Genomic DNA, 22,210 nt, shown 5'->3' on the forward strand with positions numbered 1-22,210 from the left:
TGGCCCCCATGGCCAGGGGGCCATCGCCCTTGCCAGATATCAGACACGTACCCCTGATAAACCTGCCAGCGTTACCAGCTATAGCTCAGGTTCAGTTGCCCACCATACCCGTACTGCCCGGCACTGCCTTCATGGCCAAACACATGACTGGAAACCTCTAACTCTCGACTGGCGCGAATGTTCACCCCCAGCTTCAACTCCAAGGCATCACGCGATGGCTGTGCACTCAATGTTGTCGAGCCCATTTGCACCGAAGGGGTGCCCTCGGTATGCAGCCAGTTGGTTTCGACAAAGGGGCGGATCGCCAAGTCTGCCAAATCTTGCCAGGCCTTCGGGTAGAACCGCACTCCAGTACTGGAACTCCAGGCATCGGCATCCGTACTGCGCATGCCAGTGCTTTGCAGCTGCGCATTCTTGGCGGCATAGCGGCTATAGATCAGTTGCGCACGAGGTTCGACAACCCACTCACTCAAGCTGGAGCCCGTGGCGAACGGCAAGAATCCATAGCCCGATTCGATCGATGCCGACCACAAGGTCGAATCATAGCTGGCAGACCCCAGTTCACTGCTGATCTGGTTGGTATAACGACCGTACTGCAACCAGGTATCGACATAGGCACCAAGCCGGCTGACATCATCAGCGTAAAACGTGCCGTACCCCCCCACCGAATACCCTGAAACCTTGCCATGCGCTCGAGAGTGAACGGCAGTATCGGTGTCTCGGCGTATCAAGGCCGAGGTCGAGTCGATCCGCGCATCGCCATAACCCGCCATCAGCCCGGCATAGAACGCGCCCTCCATGCCCAGAGGCCTGCGTAGCAAAGCCCCGCCCAACTGCACCATGTCGCTACTGGAATCGATATCGACCTTGCCTTCGGCCATGCGCAAACCATTGTCATGACGCCCCTGGACACGTAGCCAAAGCCCCGAGTCCTGGCCATCGGCAGCAAGGCTACGCTTGGTTGCACGGTCCTGCAGGCTATGGCTGAACATCGTTCTGGTGGCCATCTGATTGCCAATATGAGCGCCACTTTCCGGCGCAACTTGACGAACCGAGCCGGGCGGGGAAATCAGATACCAGTCCTGAGCCAAGCCTGCGTTCCCCCCCTGAGCCAGGCTGTACTCATAGCCATTGATCGACAGACTGTCCGCACTCGCACGATAACCACTGGAGCCGCTGTCCAGATAGAAGGCATCAGCGGTGCTGGTGCCCCCGTTGATGGTTTGAACTAGGCGAATCCCTTCCTCAGTCAGCCCGCCTACACCTCCGGCATTGAGCACGCGCACGGCAGTTTTGCCACTTGCCGCGCCACCGTCGATGATCATTCGATCGGTGGGGGAGTTGTCGTCACCCAGTTGAGTGTTGACCACCAGCGTGCCGCCCCCAAGATAGTCGTTAACCGTCAAGGTCTTGAAACCATTGCCCGGCGCTGCGACGAACGCCAGGGTGCCACTGTTGCTCAGGGTGCCCAATGTCGAATCGTTGCGCACATTCCACTGGCTGCTCGCGTCAAGCTGCAAGCTATTGATCCGCCCACCCTGATCGGAATACACCGCGCCGTTCAGCACCGAGCCGGCTCTAAGACTCAGATCCACTCTGCCGCTCTGGGCAAAAACGTCGCCAGTCAGCGATGAACCACTGGCCTCCACACTGACTTGCCCAGTGTCGATAAGAACGTTGTTTAAAGATCCTTGGCCAGTCTGCAGAACAACTCCCTGTGCCTCCTGCCCGGCACTACGCGCCACAAGGTCTGAGTCAATCAGGGTAAATCGGTGATTGCCGCCGCTGACCAGCAGAGCCGCCGCGTTCTGGGTACTGACATGGCTGTCGGTCAATGACAGGGTATTGCTTGCCGTTCCGCTGGTGACATAACTCCATATACCAGACCCAGCATCTCCGTGAGTGGTCAGCCGGGAGCTCTCCAGGCTCGCCATTGCGCCATTACCCAACACAAGACCTGATGCACCACTCCCGTGAGTGGTAACCCAGGACTGGTCTAGACGCAGCTCGGACCCAGAGCTTAGCGACAACGCACCGATGGATCCGGCGCCGAATGTTTCGATGCCGACACGGCTCGCATGAATACTGGCGTTATCGAACTGACTCACCAGGTACAAGCCATATGAATTAATGCCATGGGTGGTGATGCTGCCGTTCGTCAGCGTTGCCTGCCCGGCGCGATTGTCCAGTCCGCGAGCGTTGTCAGTCCCCTGATTATCAATACTGAATCGATCGGCAATCAACTTCGACCCGGGCATGAACATGAATATTCCACCCGCTTTGGAGCTGGAGGTAATGATGCTGACGTTGTTCAACGTCGCACTGGCATTGTCGCCATTGAGGTTGAGTCCATAGCCGTTGCTGGAGATCAACGTTGCATCGCGGATATCGGCAGTCGACCCGATACCGTCATAGTCATATCCCAGATACACCGCATCATCATGGCCAGTGAGGCTGCCACCCAGCATGGAGAACGACCCACCTCCAACCCGCGCGCCAAAGCTACTGGCAGATACTCCATGGCTATTGATAAAGGCCAGTGTCGAACCCGCCCCCCTGACATACAGACCCTCGGCGGAAGCACCCGTGACATTGATCGCGACCGCCTCCAGCGTCATGGAGGCGCCACCCACCACCGACGCACCATCCGCGTTATTGCCGTTGGTGGAGATCGTCAGGTTGCTGGCGGTCAGGACTGACCCCGCGTCCGAGGCGTCCACCCCATAACCATAGGACCCTGTAGTGCTGATGCTGCCGCCATCAAGTGTGATGCGGCCACCAAGATGTGCGTACGCACCAAACGAACTCAGGGAGACGAGCGAAGTGCCGGAAGCATTGATCACACTATCGGCACCTACGGCTTCTAGCGCATAGGTGCGATAGCTGAGCACCTGACTGTCGGCCAAGTTCACACGTCCGCCCTTGCTGGCCTTGACCCCTGCGGTAAAAGATCCGACTGGCGAACCGGCACTGACGGTGATCCCTTCAGCACTGAGGCTATTACCCTTGATCGAAACGTCGATGGCCGCGCCCGGGCCGTCATAGGTCACGGAGTCGCCCGGAGACAGGTTCATCGAACTGCTGCCAGTGGGATCGGAGATATCGACCTGGCCATAGTCACTGGCCAGCCCCAAACCTGACAAAGGCATTGTAAATATGCCCAACAGCGTCAAGCGGAAAAATCGCTGCATACCCCCTCCCTGCGGTACTACAGACGCCACCTCCTAAGAAAACCTCGGCAATTAACAGTCAGCGACATTAGGAAGGGCGGCGAGAATGATGATCGACATTGATCACCGCCATAATCCAAGTCATCCGAGACCTTTGTAATGAGAGGATTCTTAAATAATCATCGCGGCTATAAATCACAGAGAAACGCGATTCTAGAGAGGAAGACACAGGCACATGCGTTGCCGGCCCATCGCGCATGGCAGCGACAAAAGCTCATCAATGACAGCAGCCTCAGGCCAACGACGTGCCCCTCAGCCCAAGGAAGCGTGATAACTCTTCACGCTTGGCCAGGGCATCACTACGCCCCAACTCAATCAGCTCACTGCAGTAAGCCGCTTCGAACAACAGGTAGCTCAAGACCCCCGCACCGCTGGTCCGGGTCGCTCCCGGCCCACGCAGGAACAACCGCAGTGCCGCCGGCAACTCCTGCCGATGCCGTGCGGCGATCTCATCGATCGGCTGGCTCGGGGCAATCACCAGCACTTCCACCGGCGCGATAGCCAGGCCACGATCAGCAGCACTGCCAGGTAACAACCGACTGAAGTGATTGAGTCGCTCCAGCAACTCGATATCGCCTTCCAGGCTGTCAATGAAGGTGCTGTTGAGCATATGCCCACCGATCTGCGCCAGAGTCGGCTGCTGCCCGGTGTAGGTTCGTTGCATGGTGTTGTCCGGGTCGTTGCCCCGCGGGTTGCCGCTGACCCCAACCACCAGCACCCGGCTGGCCCCGAGGTGCAAAGCCGGACTGATGGGCGCCGACTGGCGTACCGCACCGTCGCCGAAATACTCCTGATCAAGCTTCACCGGTGCGAACAACAGCGGGATCGCCGAACTGGCAAGCAAGTGATCGACCGTCAGATGAGTGGGAATACCGATCCGCCGATGGCGCAGCCAGGGATCGATCACTCCGCCGCCTTGATAGAACGTCACTGCCTGGCCGGACTCATAGCCGAAGGCCGTCACCGCCACCGCGTGCAGCTGTCCCTGGGAGATGGCTTGGTTGATTCCCGAAAGATGCATGTGCTGGTTGAGCAACTCCCGCAGTGGCGAGTTGTTGATCAGCGCCACCGGTACCTGGGCGCCCAGGCCCAACAAGCTGTGGCCAACAAAACGGCTGGCCTGACGAATCACTCCAGGCCAATCACTGCGCATCACCTGATCGCTGCGCAAGCTACGCCAGAATGCCGTAAGACGCTGGATCGCCATCGAAAAATCTGTGGCGCCACTGGCCAGGCTCACGGCATTGATAGCCCCGGCGGACGTGCCGACGATCACCGGAAACGGATTGCGTACACCCGGCCCCAACAGCTCGGCAATCGCCTCCAGCACACCTACCTGGTAGGCCGCCCGGGCACCGCCGCCGGAAAGAATCAACCCTGTAACCGGTTCCGCCGCACTCATCAATTCACTCCATCCATGGCGCACAAGGGCCGGTAGTCAATGCCAGGGAGTCAGCCGCGCTTCTTGTAGAGCTTGGGCTCGCCCGGCGGCCGGCTTTTGAAGCGTCGGTGGGCCCAGAGGTATTGCTCGGGACAGGCGCGTAACGCGCTCTCAACCCATTGATTGATTCGCAGGCAATCCTCTTCTTCAGTGGCTCCAGGGAAATCCGCCAATGGCGCATGGATCACCATACGGTAGCCACTGCCGTCGGCCAGGCGTTCCTGGGTGAAGGGCACCACCAAGGCCTTGCCCAAACGAGCGAATTTACTGGTGGCGGTGACAGTAGCCGCCTGGATGCCGAACAGCGGCACGAACACACTTTGCTTGGCGCCGTAGTCCTGATCCGGCGCGTACCAGATCGCTCGACCGGAGCGCAGCAGTTTGAGCATGCCGCGTACGTCCTCGCGCTCCACGGCCAGGGAGTCAAGGTTGTGTCGCTCACGGCCACGGCGCTGGATGAAATCAAACAGCGGGTTCTTGTGTTCGCGGTACATGCCATCAATGGTGTGTAGCTGCCCCAGCAATGCCGCACCGATTTCCAGGGTAGTGAAGTGCAGGGCCATGAGAATCACCCCACGACCTTCACGCTGCGCCTGCTTGAGGTGCTCCAATCCTTCGACATGGGCCAGGCGCGCCAGGCGCGACCTGGACCACCACCAGCTCATGGCCATCTCGAAGAAGGCAATCCCGGTAGAGGCGAAGTTTTCCTTGAGCAAGCGCTTGCGCTCCTCGGGGGACTTTTCCGGGAAACACAGTTCCAGGTTACGCTTGGCAATTCGCCGCCGCTCACCGGCGACCCGGTACATCAGCGCCCCCAGGGCACGACCGATTTGCAGGAGCACAGGATAAGGCAGCTGGACGATCAGCCATAACACGCCAAGCCCCAGCCACAGCGGCCAGAAACGTGGAAACAAGAATGCAGCTCGAAAACGCGGGCGATCCATTACAGATTCCGGACAGACAACAAGGTCGCGCATTCTACATCGGTTCGACCTGGCTTGCGGCCCGCGGGCGTTCTCGCTATAAGTCTCGGCACTTTTAGTGACAAGCCGCCTTCTGCAGACCATGAGCCAAACCGAATCGCTAGACCAAGATCCTGTGTTCCAGTTAAAGGGCAGCATGCTCGCCATCACGGTGCTGGAACTGGCCCGCAACGACCTCGAAGGCCTCGATCGCCAATTGGCCGCGAAGGTCGCCCAAGCGCCGAACTTCTTCAGCAACGCACCGTTGGTCCTGGCGCTGGACAAGTTGCCCGCCTCTGAAGGCTCGGTGGATTTGCCCGGACTGATGCGTGTTTGCCGCCAACACGGCCTGCGCACCTTGGCAATCCGCGCCAGCCGCATCGAAGACATCGCTGCGGCAATTGCCGTCGACCTGCCGGTGCTACCGCCTTCCGGCGCCCGGGAACGGCCGCTCGAACCACCGGAAAGCGAGGTCAAGAAGGTCCCGGAAAAGCCGCCGGAGCCGACCGTCAAGCCAACCCGTATCATTACTTCGCCAGTACGCGGCGGACAACAGATCTATGCCCAGGGTGGCGATCTGGTAGTAGTGTCCTCGGTCAGCCCAGGCGCGGAACTTCTCGCCGATGGCAATATCCATGTATACGGCCCAATGCGTGGTCGAGCCCTGGCCGGTGTCAAAGGCGACACCAAGGCACGGATTTTCTGTCAGCAATTGAGCGCTGAACTTGTGTCCATTGCCGGTCAGTACAAGGTTTCCGAAGACTTGCGACGCGACCCATTGTGGGGCTCGGGAGTCCAGGTCAGCCTGTCGGGTGACGTGTTGAACATCACACGTCTTTAACGGATACTGCCGCATTTTCCAAGCATCTCTAAAACGTAGCGAATACGGCTCAAACGAAGTAGGAAATTGGCAATCTGCAGTGTTTATCGACGATAAACCCTGCCGCTGACCGAACTCCAGCCAAGGCTGTCCGACTGCAGTAGTTTTCAAGAGATGTTTTTCAGGGGCTAAAAGTCCTTTTTCCTTAGGGGTGAAACACCTTGGCCAAGATTCTCGTGGTTACATCCGGCAAGGGTGGTGTGGGTAAAACCACCACCAGCGCCGCTATCGGTACCGGCCTCGCTCTGCGCGGCCACAAAACAGTGATCGTCGACTTCGACGTCGGCCTGCGTAACCTCGACCTGATCATGGGCTGCGAGCGTCGCGTGGTGTATGACTTCGTCAATGTGGTGAACGGCGAAGCCAACCTGCAACAAGCCCTGATCAAAGACAAGCGCCTGGAAAACCTCTACGTACTCGCCGCCAGCCAGACCCGCGACAAAGACGCGCTGACCCTGGAAGGCGTGGAAAAAGTCCTGATGGAACTCAAGGAAACCTTCGAGTTCGTGGTCTGCGACTCCCCTGCCGGTATCGAGAAAGGCGCACACCTGGCCATGTACTTCGCTGACGAAGCGATTGTCGTGACCAACCCTGAAGTGTCCTCGGTCCGCGACTCCGACCGTATGCTGGGTCTTTTGGCCAGCAAATCCCGGCGCGCCGAAAAAGGCGAAGACGCGATCAAGGAACACCTGCTGCTGACTCGTTACAACCCGGAGCGCGTTAGCAACGGTGAAATGCTTGGTGTTGAAGACGTCAAAGAAATTCTCGCAGTGACCCTGCTGGGCGTCATCCCGGAATCCCAGGCGGTGCTCAAGGCCTCCAACCAGGGTGTACCGGTGATTCTCGACGACCAGAGCGATGCAGGCCAGGCCTACAGCGATGCGGTCGACCGCCTGCTGGGCAAAACCGTGGAACACCGGTTCCTTGATGTCGAGAAGAAGGGATTCTTCGAGCGTCTGTTTGGAGGTAGATAATGAATCTTTTTGACTTCTTTCGTGCTAACAAAAAGGTCAGCACCGCGTCGGTAGCGAAAGAGCGTCTACAGATCATCGTGGCGCATGAACGCGGCCAGCGCAGCACCCCTGATTACTTGCCAGCCTTGCAGAAGGAACTGGTGGAAGTGATCCGCAAGTACGTCAATATCGGGTCCGACGACGTGCACGTCGCCTTGGAAAACCAAGGCAGCTGCTCGATCCTGGAACTCAATATCACCCTGCCTGATCGCTGATTGATCCGACGGGAGCCACGGCGGCTCGCTGACCTCATGCACGGCATGGGGTCGGCGAGCCGCCGTTGGCGTTTGTTACGAGGCTGTTTTAATGCCGTTGTCGAATATTCACATCCTGCATCAGGACACCGCCGTCCTGGTGGTGAACAAACCCACCCTGCTGCTTTCCGTCCCCGGTCGTGCCGACGACAACAAGGACTGCCTGATCACTCGCCTGCAGGAAAACGGTTACCCCGAGGCCCGCATTGTCCACCGTTTGGACTGGGAGACCTCCGGAATCATTCTCCTGGCCCGTGATGCGGATAGCCATCGTGAGTTGTCCCGACAATTTCATGACCGTGAAACCGAAAAGGCCTACACCGCGTTGTGCTGGGGCCAGCCGGAACTGGACAGTGGCAGCATCGATCTGCCGCTGCGTTACGACCCGCCGACCAAGCCGCGGCACGTGGTGGACCACGAGTTCGGCAAGCATGCGCTGACCTTCTGGCGGGTATTGGAACGCTATGACGATTGGTGCCGAGTCGAACTGACGCCGATCACTGGCCGCTCCCATCAGCTACGGGTACACATGCTCTCCATCGGCCACCCGCTGCTGGGCGACGGTCTCTACGCCCACCCGCAAGCCCTGGCTGCCTGGCCACGGCTATGCCTGCACGCCAGCATGCTCAGCTTCACCCATCCGCAGACAAGTGAGCGCCTGCGCTTCGAGTGCCCGGCCCCGTTCTGACAAAGCTCGTTGCAGGAGCCGGCTATCGGCTCCTGCAGGGCACTCCTGCACAGCCACTTTTCCAGCCAATACGTTAAACTCGCGCCACTGCTGTCTGGAGCTACTTATGCGCGAAGAGTTGAACCAAGGCCTGATCGACTTCCTCAAGGCCTCCCCTACCCCTTTCCATGCCACTACCAGCCTTGTTCAACGCCTGGAGGCGGCAGGTTACCAGCGACTCGACGAGCGCGAGCCCTGGGCCATCGAAGCCAACGGCCGCTATTACGTCACCCGTAACGACTCCTCGATCGTCGCCTTCAAAATGGGTCGGCACTCTCCGTTGCAAGGTGGCATCCGCCTGGTAGGCGCTCATACCGACAGCCCTTGCCTGCGGGTCAAACCTCAGCCGGAACTGCAGCGCCAGGGCTTCTGGCAATTGGGTGTCGAAGTCTATGGCGGCGCGCTGCTGGCCCCCTGGTTTGACCGCGACCTGTCCCTGGCCGGCCGCGTGACCTTCCGCCGCGACGGCAAGGTGGAAAGCCAGCTGATCGACTTCAAGGCTCCCATCGCGATCATTCCCAATCTGGCCATTCACCTCAACCGTGAAGCCAACCAGGGCTGGGCGATCAACCCGCAGAACGAACTGCCGCCGATCCTTGCCCAGTTCGCCGGTGATGAGCGGGTGGACTTTCGTGCCGTACTGACCGACCAGCTGGCCCGCGAACATGGCCTGAACGCCGACGTGGTGCTGGACTACGAGCTGAGTTTCTACGACACCCAGAGCGCAGCGGTGGTTGGTCTGCACGGGGACTTCATTGCCGGCGCGCGCCTGGACAACCTGCTGTCCTGCTACGCCGGGCTGCAGGCCTTGTTGACAGCCGACAGCGAAGAAACCTGCGTACTGGTGTGCAACGACCATGAAGAAGTAGGCTCCTGCTCGGCCTGCGGCGCCGACGGCCCAATGCTCGAACAGACCTTGCGCCGCCTGTTGCCTGAAGGCGACGAATTTGTCCGGACCATTCAGAAGTCGCTGCTGATTTCCGCCGACAACGCCCACGGCGTACACCCCAACTACGCCGACAAGCACGATGCCAACCACGGCCCGAAACTCAACGCCGGCCCGGTGATCAAGGTCAACAGCAACCAGCGGTACGCCACCAACAGCGAAACAGCCGGTTTCTTCCGTCACCTGTGCATGGCCGAAGAAGTCCCGGTGCAGAGTTTCGTGGTACGCAGCGACATGGGTTGCGGCTCGACCATTGGCCCGATCACCGCCAGCCACCTGGGAGTGCGTACCGTGGACATCGGCCTGCCGACCTTTGCCATGCACTCGATCCGCGAACTCTGTGGCAGCCATGACCTGGCCCACCTGGTGAAAGTGCTGAGCGCGTTCTACGCCAGCCAAGAATTGCCCTGAGCTGCAGCGACACAGACCCTGGCGGGTGCGCCTGCCAGTTTCTGATGCACATCAACCCGGGTCGCGGCAAAGCGACCTAGACTTATGAGTACTCCTTCTGACAAGGCCGTCGTCATGATCTCGATGTCTTCGTTTCATTCCATGCTCATCCCGATCCTCACGGGCATGCTCCTCCTGGCCATCGGCTTCAATTTCCGGGACAAGAACCTCGGTGTGTTCAGTATGTGGGTCGGCATGCTGCTGATTCTGGGCACCGTGGTTTACAAGATCCTCGCCAAACTCGCGGAATAAATGCAGCGCTCACCCTCGCATTGAATTTGGCGGCCTCGTACACTCGGCCGATCCATCGTTCTCCGAGGTTGACCGCCCAGTGTTCGCTCGTCTTTTCGCCCTGCCCTGCTATGTGCTTGTCTGCCTGCTGACCCTGTTGCCCATGAACAGTGCCCAGGCCGTCGGGTTGCCGGGGTTGTTGGGCAATCAGAGCAAAGCCCAGCCTCAGGCTGAAGAGCCTCTGGGGCAATCACTGGACGAAGTGATCAAGTCCCTGGAAAACGACCAGCAACGGGCCAAGTTGCTGGTCGACCTGAAAAAGCTGCGCGACGCCACGAAAAAAGCCCAGCCAGATGCCGAAGAAGGCGTACTCGGCCTGATTGGCGGCACCCTGTCGAATCTCGAGAAACAGTTCTCCGGGGCCGACAGCCCTGTCACGCGCTGGTCCAACGAATTCGATCAGGCCAAGGGCGAACTCGCGGCGCTGATGCTGCCGGCCAGCGAGTGGCTACCGATAATCTTTGCCTTTGCCTTGATCCTCATGGTCTGGAGCCTGCTGGCGGCAGCGCTGATCTGGCTCAGCCACCGAGTACGCCTGCGCTTTGGCCTGACCGAAGACCTGCCCCAGCACCCCAAGACCTGGGACCTGCTGCGGTTTGCCCTGCGCAAGCTCGGCCCCTGGTTGATTGCCCTGCTGATCACCGTCTACCTGACCTATTCCCTGCCGTCCTCCCTGGGCAAGCAACTGGCCATGGTGCTGGCCTATGCCCTGGTGGTCGGCACCTGTTTCTCGGCGATCTGCGTGGTCGCGTTCTCCGTGCTCGATGGCCCCAACCGGCACCGGGCGCTTTACATTCTGCGCCGCCAGGCCTTCCGTCCCTTATGGTGGATCGGCAGCTTCGCGGCCTTTGGCGAAGCGCTGGGCGACCCACGACTGGTGGCCAGCCTCGGCCCGCACCTGGCCCACACCGCCGCAACCTTCGCCAATGTCATGGCGGCGCTGTCCACCGGCGTGTTCATCTTGCGTTTCCGTCGGCCGATCGCCCACCTGATCCGCAACCAACCACTGTCACGGCGCCTGACTCGCCGGGCCTTGAGCGACACCATCGAAATCATCGGAACCTTCTGGTACCTGCCAGCCCTGGTGCTAGTGGGCATCTCGCTGTTCGCCACCTTTGTCTCCGCCGGCGACACCAGCACGGCCCTGCGCCAGTCACTGTTGTGTACGGTATTGCTGGTGCTGTGCATGGTGATCAACGGCCTGGTACGCCGCCACGCCCTCAAGCCCCTGCGTGGGCACAAACGCCATGCCCTGTATTCCGAACGACTGAAAAGCTTCTTCTACACCCTCGCCCACTTGGCGGTCTGGTTGGCGTTCATCGAGCTTGGCCTGAGGGTCTGGGGCATGTCGCTGATCCGCTTTACCGAAGGCGACGGCCATGAAATCAGCGTCAAGCTGTTCAGCCTCGCCGGCACCCTGATCTTCGCCTGGCTGATCTGGATTCTCAGCGACACCGCGGTGCATCACGCCCTGACCCGCTCACGCAAGGGCCTGGCCAACGCCCGCGCACAGACCATGATGCCGCTGATCCGCAACGTGCTGTTCGTGGCGATTTTCATCATCGCCACCATCGTTGCCCTGGCCAACATGGGCATGAACGTCACACCGTTGCTGGCCGGTGCCGGTGTCATCGGCCTGGCCATCGGCTTCGGTGCCCAATCACTGGTAGCGGACCTGATCACTGGCCTGTTCATCATCATCGAGGACTCCCTGGCCATCGATGACTACGTGGATGTCGGCGGCCACCTCGGCACCGTCGAAGGCTTGACCATCCGCACCGTACGCCTGCGGGACATCGACGGCATCGTCCACACCATCCCGTTCAGCGAGATCAAGAGCATCAAGAACTACTCTCGGGAGTTCGGCTACGCGATCTTCCGCGTGGCGATCCCCTACAACATGGAGATCGACGATGCGATCAAGCTGATGCGCGATGTCGGCCAGAAGATGCGCACAGATCCTCTGCAACGGCGCAACATCTGGTCGCCACTGGAGATCCAGGGGGTCGAGAGTTTCGAGTCCGGCAGCGCCATCCTCCGCGCTCGCTTCAAGACGGCACCCATCAAGCAATGGGAAGTGTCCCGAGCTTTCAACCTGTCCCTCAAGCGCCATCTCGACGAGGCCGGGCTCGACCTCGCGACTCCACGCATGAGCATCCAGGTGATCACTGCCGGTGGCGGCGCGGAAAAGGAATGATCCAGTAAGGGCCGGCTAGCCGGCTTCTACACACGACTGTCTTGCTGCACATCGACGCTTACGTGAATCGCGTCATGGCGCCAGAACTCCAGGTCACAGTCGATCAGCCGTTCGTGCTGGTCATAGTTGACCCGGGCAATCCGCAGTCCGGGACTGCCCACCGAAACCTTCAAGGCCGCCGCCGCTTCCGGCTGTAATGAGGTGGGCACGATTTCGAAGCGCACCCGTCCGTAATGCAGATCGTAATGCCGGGCATAGAGCTCGGTGATCGACTGGTTCAGGTCCAGATCGAGAATCTTCGGAAAATACTTGGGGTTCAGGTAGTGCTCGACGTACAGCACCAGCCGCTCATCGATACGCCGCGCGCGGCAGATCTGGATCACGCTGGACAGCGCTGGCAATTGCAGCCAGGCGCAGACCGCCGCTGATGCCGGTTGCAGGCGCGCGGAAATCACCTCTGTGGACGGCACCCGGCCCTGGGCGCTGACCATGGCGTGGAAGTGGCTACGCTGCATCAGGTTGTAGGCCAGGCGCGGCGGCGAGACAAACCAGCCACGGCGCTCCTCACGATAGATCTGCCCTTGGGCCTCCAGTTGCAGCAGGGCCTCGCGTACGGTGATGCGGGTGGTGTCGAACAGTTCGCTGAGCTTGCGCTCGGCCGGCAGCTTGCTGCCGGGCGCCAACAGGCCGTGGGCGATCTGCTCTTGCAGGACCTGGCCGATGGCTGTCACCGCTTTGGTTGCATCAATACGCATCAACGTTACCTATCTGGACTAGACCAGCACTGTTTCAGGGCAGTGCAGTGGCCGGGGCAGCGCTCTGCATCCGTGTCGAAAGCCTAGGCAATGCATATGACTGAGAGATGACAAAGGCGCTGAACGGGACGGCCACGAACCTGCAAATTACCCGCCAGATCCTTGCACAGTGGGTGTTTGGCCATGGTCTACGCTTATTTCGCAGCCCCGGACCTGCGCCCGAATCCATGCGCCGATCGTTGGCACCGACATCAAAGTGTCATCCAACCCGCCTAAATTGGCTCAGGTATTGCTGACCTAGACCAACCCACCGCAAGACTGTCGATAAAACGCAGCGTTGAACACGCCCAAAGGAGCTTCGGATGAAACAGCTTTTCCTGGCATCACTGTTAGGCTCGACCATTGCCATGTGCACCGCCGCCATGGCCGCTGATAACGATTTGAAAACCCTGGAAGCCGCTGCCAAAGCGGAAGGCGCTGTCAACAGCGTCGGCATGCCCGACGACTGGGCCAACTGGAAAGGTACCTGGGAAGACCTGGCCAAGACCTACGGCCTCAAGCACATCGACACCGACATGAGCTCGGCCCAGGAAATCGCCAAGTTCGCCGCGGAAAAAGACAACGCCAGCGCCGATATCGGCGATGTCGGCGCAGCCTTCGGCCCCATCGCAGTCAAGCAGGGCGTCGCCCAGCCCTATAAACCAAGCACCTGGGCACAGGTCCCGGACTGGGCCAAGGACAAGGATGGCAACTGGGCACTGGCCTACACCGGCACCATTGCCTTCATCATCAACAAGAAGCTGCTGCACGGTTCCGAAGCGCCGAAGAGCTGGGCCGACCTGGAAAAAGGCAAGTACAAGGTGTCTATCGGTGACGTGAGCACCGCCGCCCAGGCCGCCAACGGCGTACTGGCTGCTGCCATCGCCAAGGGCGGTGACGAGAAGAACATCCAGCCGGCACTGCTGATGTTCGCCGAGATCGCCAAGCAAGGTCGCCTGTCCCTCGCCAACCCGACCATCGCCACCATGGAAAAGGGTGAAGTGGAGGTCGGCGTAGTCTGGGACTTCAACGGCCTGAGCTACCGCAACAAGATGGTCAACAAAGACGACTACACAGTGCTGATCCCGTCCGACGGCTCGGTGATCTCCGGCTACACCACCATCATCAACAAGTACGCCAAGCACCCGAACGCTGCCAAGCTGACCCGTGAATACATCTTCAGCGATGCCGGCCAGATCAACCTCGCCCGCGGCAACGCTCGGCCAATCCGCGCCGAACACCTGACCCTGCCGGCCGAAGTACAGGCCAACCTGCTGCCCAACGAGCAGTACAAGCATGTGACACCGATCAAGGATGCCGACGCCTGGGAAAAAACCTCCAAGGCCTTACCGCAGAAGTGGCAGGAAGAAGTCATCATCAATATGCAGTAATGCTGCATCCCTGTAGGAGCCGGCTTGCCGGCGAATGGCTCAAAGGCGCTGCACAGACAAGCGCACACAAGCCACTCGCCGGCAAGCTGGCGCCTACACACCCGATCCCGGAGCCCTCCACCTCATGAAGCACAACGTCATCCTTGTGGTGCTCGATGGCCTCAACCACGAAGTCGCCCGACACGCCATGGGGCACTTGCAGGCCTACGTCGGCGCCGGCCGTGCTGCGTTATACAAGCTGCAATGCGAACTACCCGCGCTCTCGCGCCCGCTGTACGAATGCATCCTCACGGGCGTGCGTCCGATCGACAGCGGCATCGTGCACAACCAGCTCTCGCGCCTGTCCAACCAGCGCAGCCTCTTCCACTACGCCCGCGATGCCGGCCTGACCACTGCCGCCGCGGCCTACCACTGGGTCAGCGAGCTGTACAACCGTTCGCCCTTCAATGCCCCGCAAGACCGGCACACTGCCAACCCTGAATTGCCGATCCAGTACGGCCATTTCTACTGGAGCGATCACTACCCCGACTCCCACCTGTTCGCCGACGCCGAAGACCTGCGCCTGCGCCATCAGCCCAACCTGCTGCTGGTGCACCCGATGAACATCGACGACGCCGGACACAAGCATGGCCTGGACAGTTCGCAATATCGCAACAGCGCGCGCTCGGCGGACATCATCCTCGCCGACTACCTGCAAGGCTGGCTGGATGCCGGCTACCAGGTGCTGGTGACGGCCGACCACGGCATGAACAACGACCGTTCACACAACGGCCTGCTGGCCGAGGAGCGGGAAGTCCCGCTGTTCGTGTTCGGCAACGCCTTCAGCCTCGATCCCGCTGCCGCGCCGAAACAGACCGAACTGTGCGGCACCGTCTGCCAACTGCTGGGCGTGGCCCATGACAAACCTTTCTGCCGGGAGCTGTTGCAGTGAATTCAGTCACTCGTGGCAAATGGTTGGCCGCCCTGTGCCTGGTACCTTTCGCCCTGTTCTTCATCGTGTTCCAGATCGCACCTCTGGTGTGGGTGCTGATCAACAGCCTGCAATCGGAGGAGTTCGGCTGGGGCCTGGCCAACTTCAGCAAGATCTTCAGTTCGAAGTTCTACCTGCAAGCGATCCAGTACAGCCTGGAGATCAGCTTCTGGTCCAGCGTGTTCGGCATCACTATCGCAGTGCTGGGCAGTTACTCACTGCGCCGGGTGGACTCCAAACTGCGCAACTTCGTCAACGCTTTCGCCAACATGACCAGCAACTTCGCCGGCGTGCCCCTGGCCTTCGCCTTCATCATCCTGCTGGGCTTCAACGGCACCATCACCCTGATGCTCAAGCAGTCGGGGATCATTCAGGACTTCAACCTGTACTCCAAGACCGGGCTGATCATTCTCTATACCTACTTCCAGATCCCCCTTGGCGTACTGCTGCTCTACCCAGCCTTCGATGCCCTGCGCGAAGACTGGCGTGAGTCCGCCGCGCTGCTGGGCGCCAGCAGCTGGCAGTTCTGGCGGCACATCGGCCTGCCGGTGCTGACCCCGGCGCTGCTGGGCACCTTCGTGATCTTGCTGGCCAACGCCCTGGGTGCCTACGCCACTGTATATGCCCTGACCACCGGCAACTTCAACGTGCTGCCGATCCGCATCGCCGCCATGGTTTCCGGGGACATCTCCCTGGATCCGAACATGGCCAGCGCTCTGGCGGTGGTGCTGGTGGCGCTGATGACCCTAGTGACCATCGTCCATCAGTTGCTGCTGAAGAGGAGCTACCATGTCTCGCGCTGAACCCGGCTCCGCCGCCCTGTACCACCGATTCGTGGTCTACCTGCTGTTCGCTATTCTGTTGCTGCCGCTGCTGGGGACATTCGTCTACTCCATTGCCAGCAGCTGGTCGGCGACCATCCTGCCCAGCGGGTTCACCTTCAAGTGGTACCTGCAACTGTGGAGCGACCCGCGCTTTCTCAATGCCTTCGGCCAGTCGCTGCTGGTCTGCGTCGGAGCGCTGATCCTTTCCGTGGTGTTGATCCTGCCGCTGCTGTTTGTGGTGCACTACCACTTCCCCAAGCTCGACGCGCTGATGAACATCCTGATCCTGCTGCCTTTCGCGGTGCCGCCGGTGGTGTCCTCGGTGGGCCTGCTGCAGCTCTATGGTTCAGGTCCCTTCGCCATGGTCGGCACACCGTGGATCCTGATCGGTTGCTACTTCACCGTAGCGCTGCCGTTCATGTATCGGGCCATCACCAACAACCTCCAGGCGATCAATCTGCGAGACCTGATGGACGCCGCCCAACTGCTCGGTGCCAGTACCTGGCAAGCGGCGTTCCTGGTGGTGCTGCCGAACCTGCGCAAAGGCTTGATGGTGGCCTTGTTGCTGTCCTTCTCCTTCCTGTTCGGCGAGTTCGTGTTCGCCAACATCCTGGTGGGTACCCGCTATGAAACCCTGCAGGTGTACCTGAACAACATGCGCAACAGCAGCGGCCACTTCACCAGCGCCCTGGTGATTTCCTACTTCTTCTTTGTGCTGGTTCTGACCTGGGCCGCCAACATCTTGAACAAGGACAAAAGCCAATGAGCTTCGTCAGCGTCCAACACCTGCAAAAGCACTATGCGGGCACCCCGGTGTTCAGCGACATCAACTGCGAAATCCACAAAGGCGAGTTCGTCACCCTGCTCGGCCCTTCCGGTTGCGGCAAGTCCACCCTGCTGCGCTGCATCGCCGGGCTGACCCCGGTGGATAATGGCAAGATCCTCCTCGACGGCCAGGACATCGTGCCCCTGAGCCCGCAGAAACGCGGGATCGGCATGGTGTTCCAGAGCTACGCGCTGTTCCCCAACATGACCGTGGAGCAGAACGTTGCCTTCGGCCTGCGCATGCAGAAGGTCAACCCCGATGACAGCCACAAGCGGGGACTTGAAGTCCTGCAACTGGTGGAGCTCAACGACTTCGCCAGCCGTTATCCGCACCAACTCTCTGGTGGCCAATGCCAACGGGTGGCACTGGCCCGCTCCCTGGTAACCCGACCGCGCCTGTTGCTGCTGGACGAACCGCTGTCGGCCCTGGATGCACGGATTCGCAAGCACCTGCGTGAACAGATCCGCAATATCCAGCGGGAGCTGGGCCTGACGACCATCTTCGTCACCCATGATCAGGAGGAAGCCTTGACCATGTCCGATCGGATCTTCCTGATGAACCAGGGCAAGATCGTCCAGAGCGGTGATGCCGAAACCCTCTACACCGCACCGGTGGATGCCTTCGCCGCAGGTTTTATCGGCAACTACAACCTGCTGGACGCCGAAAGCGCCAGCAAACTGCTGCAGCGCCCGGTCAACAGCCGTATCGCCATTCGCCCGGAAGCTATCGAACTGCGCAAGGAAGGCCAACTCGACGCACTGATCCGCAGCCACAGCCTGCTGGGCAATGTAATCCGCTATCGGATCGAGGCACGCGGCGTGGAACTGGTGGTCGATGTCCTCAACCGCTCGGCCGATGACCTGCATGCCGACGGACAACGCCTGGCGCTTTCCATCGATCCGACGGCCCTGTGTGAGGTAGCCTGATGCCTTTCATGCGATTGAACTTGAAGAGAGAGCTGCACTGATGGCCCTGGCAATTTTTGATCTGGACGAAACCCTGATTCACGGCGACTGCGCGACGCTCTGGAGCGAGCAGATGGCCCGCCTGGGCTGGGTCGACAGAGAGTCATTCATGCGTCGCAACTACGAACTGATGGACGCCTACAGTCACGGCAAGCTGGCCATGGAAGAGTTCATGGCCTTCAGTCTGGAACCCATGGCCGGGCGTACCCCGGAAGAAGTGGCGCACTTGGTGGAGCCCTGGGTTGAAGACGTGATCGAACCGCTCATCTTCAGCGACGCCTGCAAGGCCATTGCCGCCCACCGCAAGGCCGGCGACCGGATCCTGGTAATCTCGGCCTCTGGTACTCACCTGGTGAAACCGATTGCCGCGCGCCTGGGCATCGATGAGGTGCTGGGGATCGAGCTGGAAGTACTGCACGGCGTGTACAGCGGCCATACCGTCGGCACCCTGACCTACCGTGAAGGCAAGATCACCCGTTTGCTGGAGTGGCTGGACGCTGAAGAAGAGAACCTGGAAGGGGCGACCTTCTACTCTGACTCCCGCAACGACCTGCCATTGCTGCTGCGGGTGGATTACCCGCAGGTGGTGAATCCGGACCCGGTGCTGCGTGAACACGCAGAGAAGGCCGGTTGGCCGATCCACCACTGGAAATAATGCAACACCGTCCCGCTGCTTATTGCCAAAGCAGCTTAGTGTAGGAGCTGGGCCGGCAAAGAGGTCTTTCGACCCAACAACAGCTTCGTGAGCAAGCCGGCCATGAGGATCAGCTGAGGCTGGGGTCGATCACCAGCACCAGCTTGCCCGAAACCTGATTGGTCGCCAGCTCGGCAAAGGCCGCTTCAGCGTCCTGGATCGGGAAGGTCTTGGCCAGTTGCGGACTCAGCCGCCCTTCGCTAAACAGCGGCCAAACGTTCTGTCCAAGGTCGCTCAATAGATCGGCCTTGAACTGTTCGTCGCGGCTGCGCAGGGTCGAACCCAGTAATTGGATGCGTTTGGCCAACACCAAGGCCAAGTCCAATTGCGCTTCACGCCCGCCCATCAGACCGATCAGTACCCAGCGCCCATCGAGGGCCAGCAGCTTGAGGTTGTTGACCGCGTAGTTGGCCCCTACCGGGTCGAGAATCACATCAAAAGGCCCAAAGTCGCGCAGCGCCTCAAGACCCTCGGTACGCACCACACCGCCTTGAGCGCCGAGGCTTTCACAATAGACCAGACGATCGGCCGAACCGACGCTGACCCAGCACGGGTTGCCAAATGCCTTGCACAGCTGGATAGCCGCCGAACCGACGCCGCTGGCCCCCGCGTGCAACAGTACCTTCTCTCCCGGCTTGAGCGCTGCCAGCTGGAACAGGTTCAGCCAGGCCGTGCTGTATACCTCGGGCAGGGCCGCGGCTTCCGCCAGGGACACGCCCTCTGGCACCGGCAGCACATGGCGTGCATCCACCACCACCTCTTCGGCCATGCCACCGCCTGCCAGCAGCGCGCACACCCGATCACCGATCTGCCAGGACGAGCCCGGGCCGACCTCGCTGATCACCCCGGAACACTCCAATCCCAGCACTCGGCTGGCCCCGGGAGGCGGAGGGTAGAGCCCTGCACGCTGCAGCAGATCGGCCCGATTCAGGCCCGCCGCCGCCACGCGAATGCGAACTTGGCCGACATCACAAGCAGGGCTTGGCTCTTCAACCCACTCCACATGACCTTCAACGCCTTGCAATGCTTTCACAGTGCCTCCATAGTGAGTCTGGACTGAGCCCGGAGCGGTAGCACCGGGCTTTTTGCATTATGCGACCGGCCCTCATGGAACCGGCGACTTCAAAGACGGCCTAATATGCGTTATCAATTGCCCCCGCGTCGAATCAGCATGAAGCATTTGTTCCCCAGCACCGCCCTCGCTCTTTTCATTGGTCTCGGCCTCCTGCCGATGTCGACCAATACGTTCGCAGCCAATAGCTGGGACAACCTTCAGCCTGATCGCGATGAGGTAATTGCCAGCCTCAATGTCGTTGAACTGCTCAAGCGTCACCATTACAGCAAACCGCCGCTGGATGATGCGCGCTCGGTGATCATCTACGACAGCTACCTGAAGCTGCTGGATCCATCACGCAGCTACTTCCTGGCCAGCGATATCGCGGAGTTCGACAAATGGAAAACCCAGTTTGACGACTTCCTTAAAAGCGGCGACCTGAACGCCGGGTTCACCATCTACAAGCGTTACCTGGACCGGGTCAAATCCCGTCTGGACTTCGCCTTGGCTGAACTCAACAAAGGCGCCGACAAGTTCGACTTCACCGCCAAGGAAACCTTGCTGATCGATCGCAAGGACGCCCCTTGGCTCAAGACCACCGCCGAACTCGACGACCTGTGGCGCAAACGCGTCAAGGACGAAGTGCTGCGGATGAAGATTGCCGGTAAAGACCCCAAGCAGATTCAAGAAACGCTGACCAAGCGCTACAAGAATCAGTTGGCGCGCCTGGACCAGACCCGGGCCGAGGACATCTTCCAGGCCTACATCAACACCTTCGCCATGTCTTACGATCCGCATACCAACTATCTGTCGCCGGATAATGCGGAAAACTTCGATATCAACATGAGCCTGTCGCTGGAAGGTATCGGCGCCGTGTTGCAGAGCGATAACGACCAGGTCAAGGTCGTGCGCCTGGTGCCGGCAGGTCCGGCGGACAAGACCAAGCAAGTGGCTCCCGCGGACAAGATCATCGGTGTCGCCCAGGGCGACAAGGAAATGGTCGACGTCGTGGGCTGGCGCCTGGACGAAGTGGTCAAGTTGATTCGTGGCCCGAAAGGCACCCTGGTGCGCCTGGAAGTGATTCCGGCCAGCAATGCACCAAACGACCAGACCAGCAAGATCGTACCTATCACTCGCGAAGCGGTGAAGCTTGAAGATCAGGCGGTGAAGAAGTCGATCCTCAACCTCAAGCAGGACGGCAAGGACTACAAGCTCGGGGTGATCGAGATCCCGGCCTTCTACCTGGACTTCAAGGCCTTCCGTGCTGGCGATCCGGACTACAAGAGCACCACTCGTGATGTGAAGAAGCTGCTGACCGAGTTGCAGAAAGACAAGGTCGATGGCGTGGTCATCGACCTGCGCAACAACGGCGGCGGCTCCCTTCAGGAAGCCACTGAACTGACCAGCCTGTTCATCGACAAGGGCCCGACCGTCCTGGTACGCAACGCCGATGGCCGTGTGGATGTGCTGGAAGACGAAAACCCCGGCGCCTTCTACAAAGGCCCGATGGCGCTGCTGGTCAACCGCCTCTCGGCTTCGGCTTCGGAGATTTTCGCCGGCGCCATGCAGGACTACCACCGCGCGCTGATCATCGGTGGCCAGACCTTCGGTAAAGGCACGGTGCAGACCATTCAGCCTCTGAACCACGGCGAGCTGAAACTGACCCTGGCCAAGTTCTACCGGGTTTCCGGCCAGAGCACCCAGCATCAGGGCGTGTTGCCGGATATCGGTTACCCGTCGATCATCGACACCAAGGAAATTGGCGAAAGCGCCCTGCCTGAAGCGATGCCATGGGACACCATTCGCCCGGCCATCAAGCCGACGATAGATCCGTTCAAGCCGTTCCTGTCCCAGCTCAAGGCCGAGCATGAAGCCCGGTCGGCGAAAGATCCGGAGTTCGTGTTCATCCGTGACAAGCTGGCTCTGGCGCAGAAGCTGATGGCGGAAAAAACCGTCAGCCTCAACGAAGCCGATCGCCGTGCCCAGCATGCCGATATTGAAGCCAAGCAGCTGGCCCTGGAAAACGCTCGCCGCAAGGCCAAGGGCGAAGAGCCGCTCAAAGAGCTGAAGAAAGAAGACGAGGACGCGCTGGCCGCTGCCGAGCCGGACAAGACCAAGCCGGAAGACGACGCCTACCTGAGTGAAACCGGGCGCATTCTGTTGGACTATCTGAAGCTCAACACCTCGGTGGCCAAGCACTGAAGATGATGGCAATTTAATTCGATCGCTCCTCGGATCGTCATTAAACAGTCATCATTCTGTCGTGAAATAAAGGACCTGCCGCCGCTCCCGAATCAGGAG

The 22,210-nt window shown here is 60.1% G+C and carries 19 protein-coding genes; 14 read left to right on the top strand and 5 right to left on the bottom strand.

The window, feature by feature from the left end; translation table 11 throughout:
• Positions 1-71 precede the first annotated feature (71 nt).
• From GV819_RS09860 to GV819_RS09870, 3 genes are all read right to left on the bottom strand, one after another.
• On the bottom strand, positions 72-3,191 hold the full coding sequence (locus GV819_RS09860) for an autotransporter outer membrane beta-barrel domain-containing protein (RefSeq protein ID WP_256667445.1): 3,120 nt from the start codon (positions 3,189-3,191) through the stop codon (positions 72-74).
• Between the two features lie 271 nt (positions 3,192-3,462).
• Complete coding sequence (locus GV819_RS09865) at positions 3,463-4,632, bottom strand: patatin-like phospholipase family protein (protein WP_161755893.1); 1,170 nt, start codon at positions 4,630-4,632, stop codon at positions 3,463-3,465.
• A gap of 50 nt (positions 4,633-4,682) precedes the next feature.
• Positions 4,683-5,615: a lipid A biosynthesis lauroyl acyltransferase gene (locus GV819_RS09870; protein ID WP_161755894.1), complete on the bottom strand. Its 933-nt coding sequence runs from the start codon at positions 5,613-5,615 to the stop codon at positions 4,683-4,685.
• A 121-nt stretch (positions 5,616-5,736) separates the two neighbouring features.
• On the opposite strand from GV819_RS09870, the gene minC reads away from it, so the two are divergent.
• From minC to GV819_RS09905, 7 genes are all read left to right on the top strand, one after another.
• Entirely contained in the window at positions 5,737-6,474 is a 738-nt protein-coding gene (gene minC / locus GV819_RS09875) for a septum site-determining protein MinC (RefSeq protein WP_161755895.1), read from the top strand.
• A gap of 200 nt (positions 6,475-6,674) precedes the next feature.
• Positions 6,675-7,487 (top strand): septum site-determining protein MinD, encoded by an 813-nt coding sequence (minD, locus tag GV819_RS09880; RefSeq protein ID WP_011062650.1) that lies wholly within the window; start codon positions 6,675-6,677, stop codon positions 7,485-7,487.
• Positions 7,487-7,741: a cell division topological specificity factor MinE gene (minE, locus tag GV819_RS09885; protein ID WP_019693048.1), complete on the top strand. Its 255-nt coding sequence runs from the start codon at positions 7,487-7,489 to the stop codon at positions 7,739-7,741. Before minD ends, minE begins: the two co-directional genes overlap by 1 nt.
• A gap of 91 nt (positions 7,742-7,832) precedes the next feature.
• Positions 7,833-8,468 carry an RluA family pseudouridine synthase gene (locus tag GV819_RS09890; protein WP_161755896.1) on the top strand — a complete coding sequence of 212 codons (636 nt, stop codon included), beginning with the start codon at positions 7,833-7,835 and terminating at the stop codon, positions 8,466-8,468.
• 106 nt (positions 8,469-8,574) lie between these two features.
• Positions 8,575-9,864 carry a M18 family aminopeptidase gene (locus GV819_RS09895; protein WP_161755897.1) on the top strand — a complete coding sequence of 430 codons (1,290 nt, stop codon included), beginning with the start codon at positions 8,575-8,577 and terminating at the stop codon, positions 9,862-9,864.
• An 84-nt stretch (positions 9,865-9,948) separates the two neighbouring features.
• Positions 9,949-10,155, top strand: coding sequence for a hypothetical protein (locus GV819_RS09900; protein ID WP_161755898.1), 207 nt, complete (start codon positions 9,949-9,951; stop codon positions 10,153-10,155).
• 79 nt (positions 10,156-10,234) lie between these two features.
• Positions 10,235-12,391, top strand: coding sequence for a mechanosensitive ion channel family protein (locus tag GV819_RS09905; protein WP_161755899.1), 2,157 nt, complete (start codon positions 10,235-10,237; stop codon positions 12,389-12,391).
• A gap of 26 nt (positions 12,392-12,417) precedes the next feature.
• Here GV819_RS09905 and GV819_RS09910 read toward each other — a convergent pair whose 3' ends face one another.
• A complete protein-coding gene (locus GV819_RS09910; protein ID WP_161755900.1) occupies positions 12,418-13,146 on the bottom strand; it encodes a UTRA domain-containing protein in 729 nt (242 codons plus the stop codon).
• Positions 13,147-13,508: 362 nt separating this feature from the next.
• Here GV819_RS09910 and GV819_RS09915 point away from each other — a divergent pair, with 362 nt between their 5' ends.
• The 6 genes from GV819_RS09915 to GV819_RS09940 all read left to right on the top strand — a co-directional run bounded on the left by GV819_RS09915 (position 13,509) and on the right by GV819_RS09940 (position 18,816).
• The gene (locus GV819_RS09915; protein WP_161755901.1) at positions 13,509-14,576 is read left to right on the top strand and encodes an ABC transporter substrate-binding protein; all 1,068 of its coding nucleotides are present in this window, start codon (positions 13,509-13,511) and stop codon (positions 14,574-14,576) included.
• Positions 14,577-14,700: 124 nt separating this feature from the next.
• Entirely contained in the window at positions 14,701-15,507 is an 807-nt protein-coding gene (locus tag GV819_RS09920) for an alkaline phosphatase family protein (RefSeq protein ID WP_161755902.1), read from the top strand.
• On the top strand, positions 15,504-16,349 hold the full coding sequence (locus GV819_RS09925) for an ABC transporter permease (protein WP_161755903.1): 846 nt from the start codon (positions 15,504-15,506) through the stop codon (positions 16,347-16,349). Before GV819_RS09920 ends, GV819_RS09925 begins: the two co-directional genes overlap by 4 nt.
• The gene (locus GV819_RS09930) at positions 16,336-17,136 is read left to right on the top strand and encodes an ABC transporter permease (RefSeq protein WP_161755904.1); all 801 of its coding nucleotides are present in this window, start codon (positions 16,336-16,338) and stop codon (positions 17,134-17,136) included. The genes GV819_RS09925 and GV819_RS09930 overlap by 14 nt, the downstream gene beginning before the upstream one ends.
• On the top strand, positions 17,133-18,122 hold the full coding sequence (locus GV819_RS09935) for an ABC transporter ATP-binding protein (RefSeq protein WP_161755905.1): 990 nt from the start codon (positions 17,133-17,135) through the stop codon (positions 18,120-18,122). Before GV819_RS09930 ends, GV819_RS09935 begins: the two co-directional genes overlap by 4 nt.
• Positions 18,123-18,162: 40 nt before the next feature.
• On the top strand, positions 18,163-18,816 hold the full coding sequence (locus GV819_RS09940) for an HAD family hydrolase (RefSeq protein ID WP_161755906.1): 654 nt from the start codon (positions 18,163-18,165) through the stop codon (positions 18,814-18,816).
• A gap of 109 nt (positions 18,817-18,925) precedes the next feature.
• On the opposite strand, the gene GV819_RS09945 is transcribed toward GV819_RS09940, so the two are convergent.
• Entirely contained in the window at positions 18,926-19,888 is a 963-nt protein-coding gene (locus GV819_RS09945) for a zinc-binding dehydrogenase (protein WP_161755907.1), read from the bottom strand.
• Between the two features lie 138 nt (positions 19,889-20,026).
• On the opposite strand from GV819_RS09945, the gene GV819_RS09950 reads away from it, so the two are divergent.
• Positions 20,027-22,111: a carboxy terminal-processing peptidase gene (locus tag GV819_RS09950; RefSeq protein ID WP_178124784.1), complete on the top strand. Its 2,085-nt coding sequence runs from the start codon at positions 20,027-20,029 to the stop codon at positions 22,109-22,111.
• Positions 22,112-22,210 lie beyond the last annotated feature (99 nt).

The sequence above is a fragment of the Pseudomonas sp. Fl5BN2 genome, from assembly GCF_009908205.1.
In the GTDB taxonomy this organism is placed as follows: Bacteria; Pseudomonadota; Gammaproteobacteria; order Pseudomonadales; family Pseudomonadaceae; genus Aquipseudomonas.

Excerpts from the sequence above, each read along its gene's own strand:
- GV819_RS09910 (WP_161755900.1), bottom strand. The coding sequence starts at position 13,146 with ATGCGTATTGATGCAACCAAAGCGGTGACAGCCATCGGCCAGGTCCTG.
- GV819_RS09870 (WP_161755894.1), bottom strand. The coding sequence starts at position 5,615 with ATGGATCGCCCGCGTTTTCGAGCTGCATTCTTGTTTCCACGTTTCTGG.
- GV819_RS09915 (WP_161755901.1), top strand. The coding sequence starts at position 13,509 with ATGAAACAGCTTTTCCTGGCATCACTGTTAGGCTCGACCATTGCCATG.
- GV819_RS09890 (WP_161755896.1), top strand. The coding sequence starts at position 7,833 with ATGCCGTTGTCGAATATTCACATCCTGCATCAGGACACCGCCGTCCTG.
- GV819_RS09930 (WP_161755904.1), top strand. The coding sequence starts at position 16,336 with ATGTCTCGCGCTGAACCCGGCTCCGCCGCCCTGTACCACCGATTCGTG.
- minE (WP_019693048.1), top strand. The coding sequence starts at position 7,487 with ATGAATCTTTTTGACTTCTTTCGTGCTAACAAAAAGGTCAGCACCGCG.
- GV819_RS09900 (WP_161755898.1), top strand. The coding sequence starts at position 9,949 with ATGAGTACTCCTTCTGACAAGGCCGTCGTCATGATCTCGATGTCTTCG.
- GV819_RS09940 (WP_161755906.1), top strand. The coding sequence starts at position 18,163 with ATGGCCCTGGCAATTTTTGATCTGGACGAAACCCTGATTCACGGCGAC.
- GV819_RS09950 (WP_178124784.1), top strand. The coding sequence starts at position 20,027 with ATGAAGCATTTGTTCCCCAGCACCGCCCTCGCTCTTTTCATTGGTCTC.
- GV819_RS09860 (WP_256667445.1), bottom strand. The coding sequence starts at position 3,191 with ATGCAGCGATTTTTCCGCTTGACGCTGTTGGGCATATTTACAATGCCT.
- GV819_RS09895 (WP_161755897.1), top strand. The coding sequence starts at position 8,575 with ATGCGCGAAGAGTTGAACCAAGGCCTGATCGACTTCCTCAAGGCCTCC.
- GV819_RS09935 (WP_161755905.1), top strand. The coding sequence starts at position 17,133 with ATGAGCTTCGTCAGCGTCCAACACCTGCAAAAGCACTATGCGGGCACC.
- minC (WP_161755895.1), top strand. The coding sequence starts at position 5,737 with ATGAGCCAAACCGAATCGCTAGACCAAGATCCTGTGTTCCAGTTAAAG.
- GV819_RS09920 (WP_161755902.1), top strand. The coding sequence starts at position 14,701 with ATGAAGCACAACGTCATCCTTGTGGTGCTCGATGGCCTCAACCACGAA.
- GV819_RS09865 (WP_161755893.1), bottom strand. The coding sequence starts at position 4,632 with ATGAGTGCGGCGGAACCGGTTACAGGGTTGATTCTTTCCGGCGGCGGT.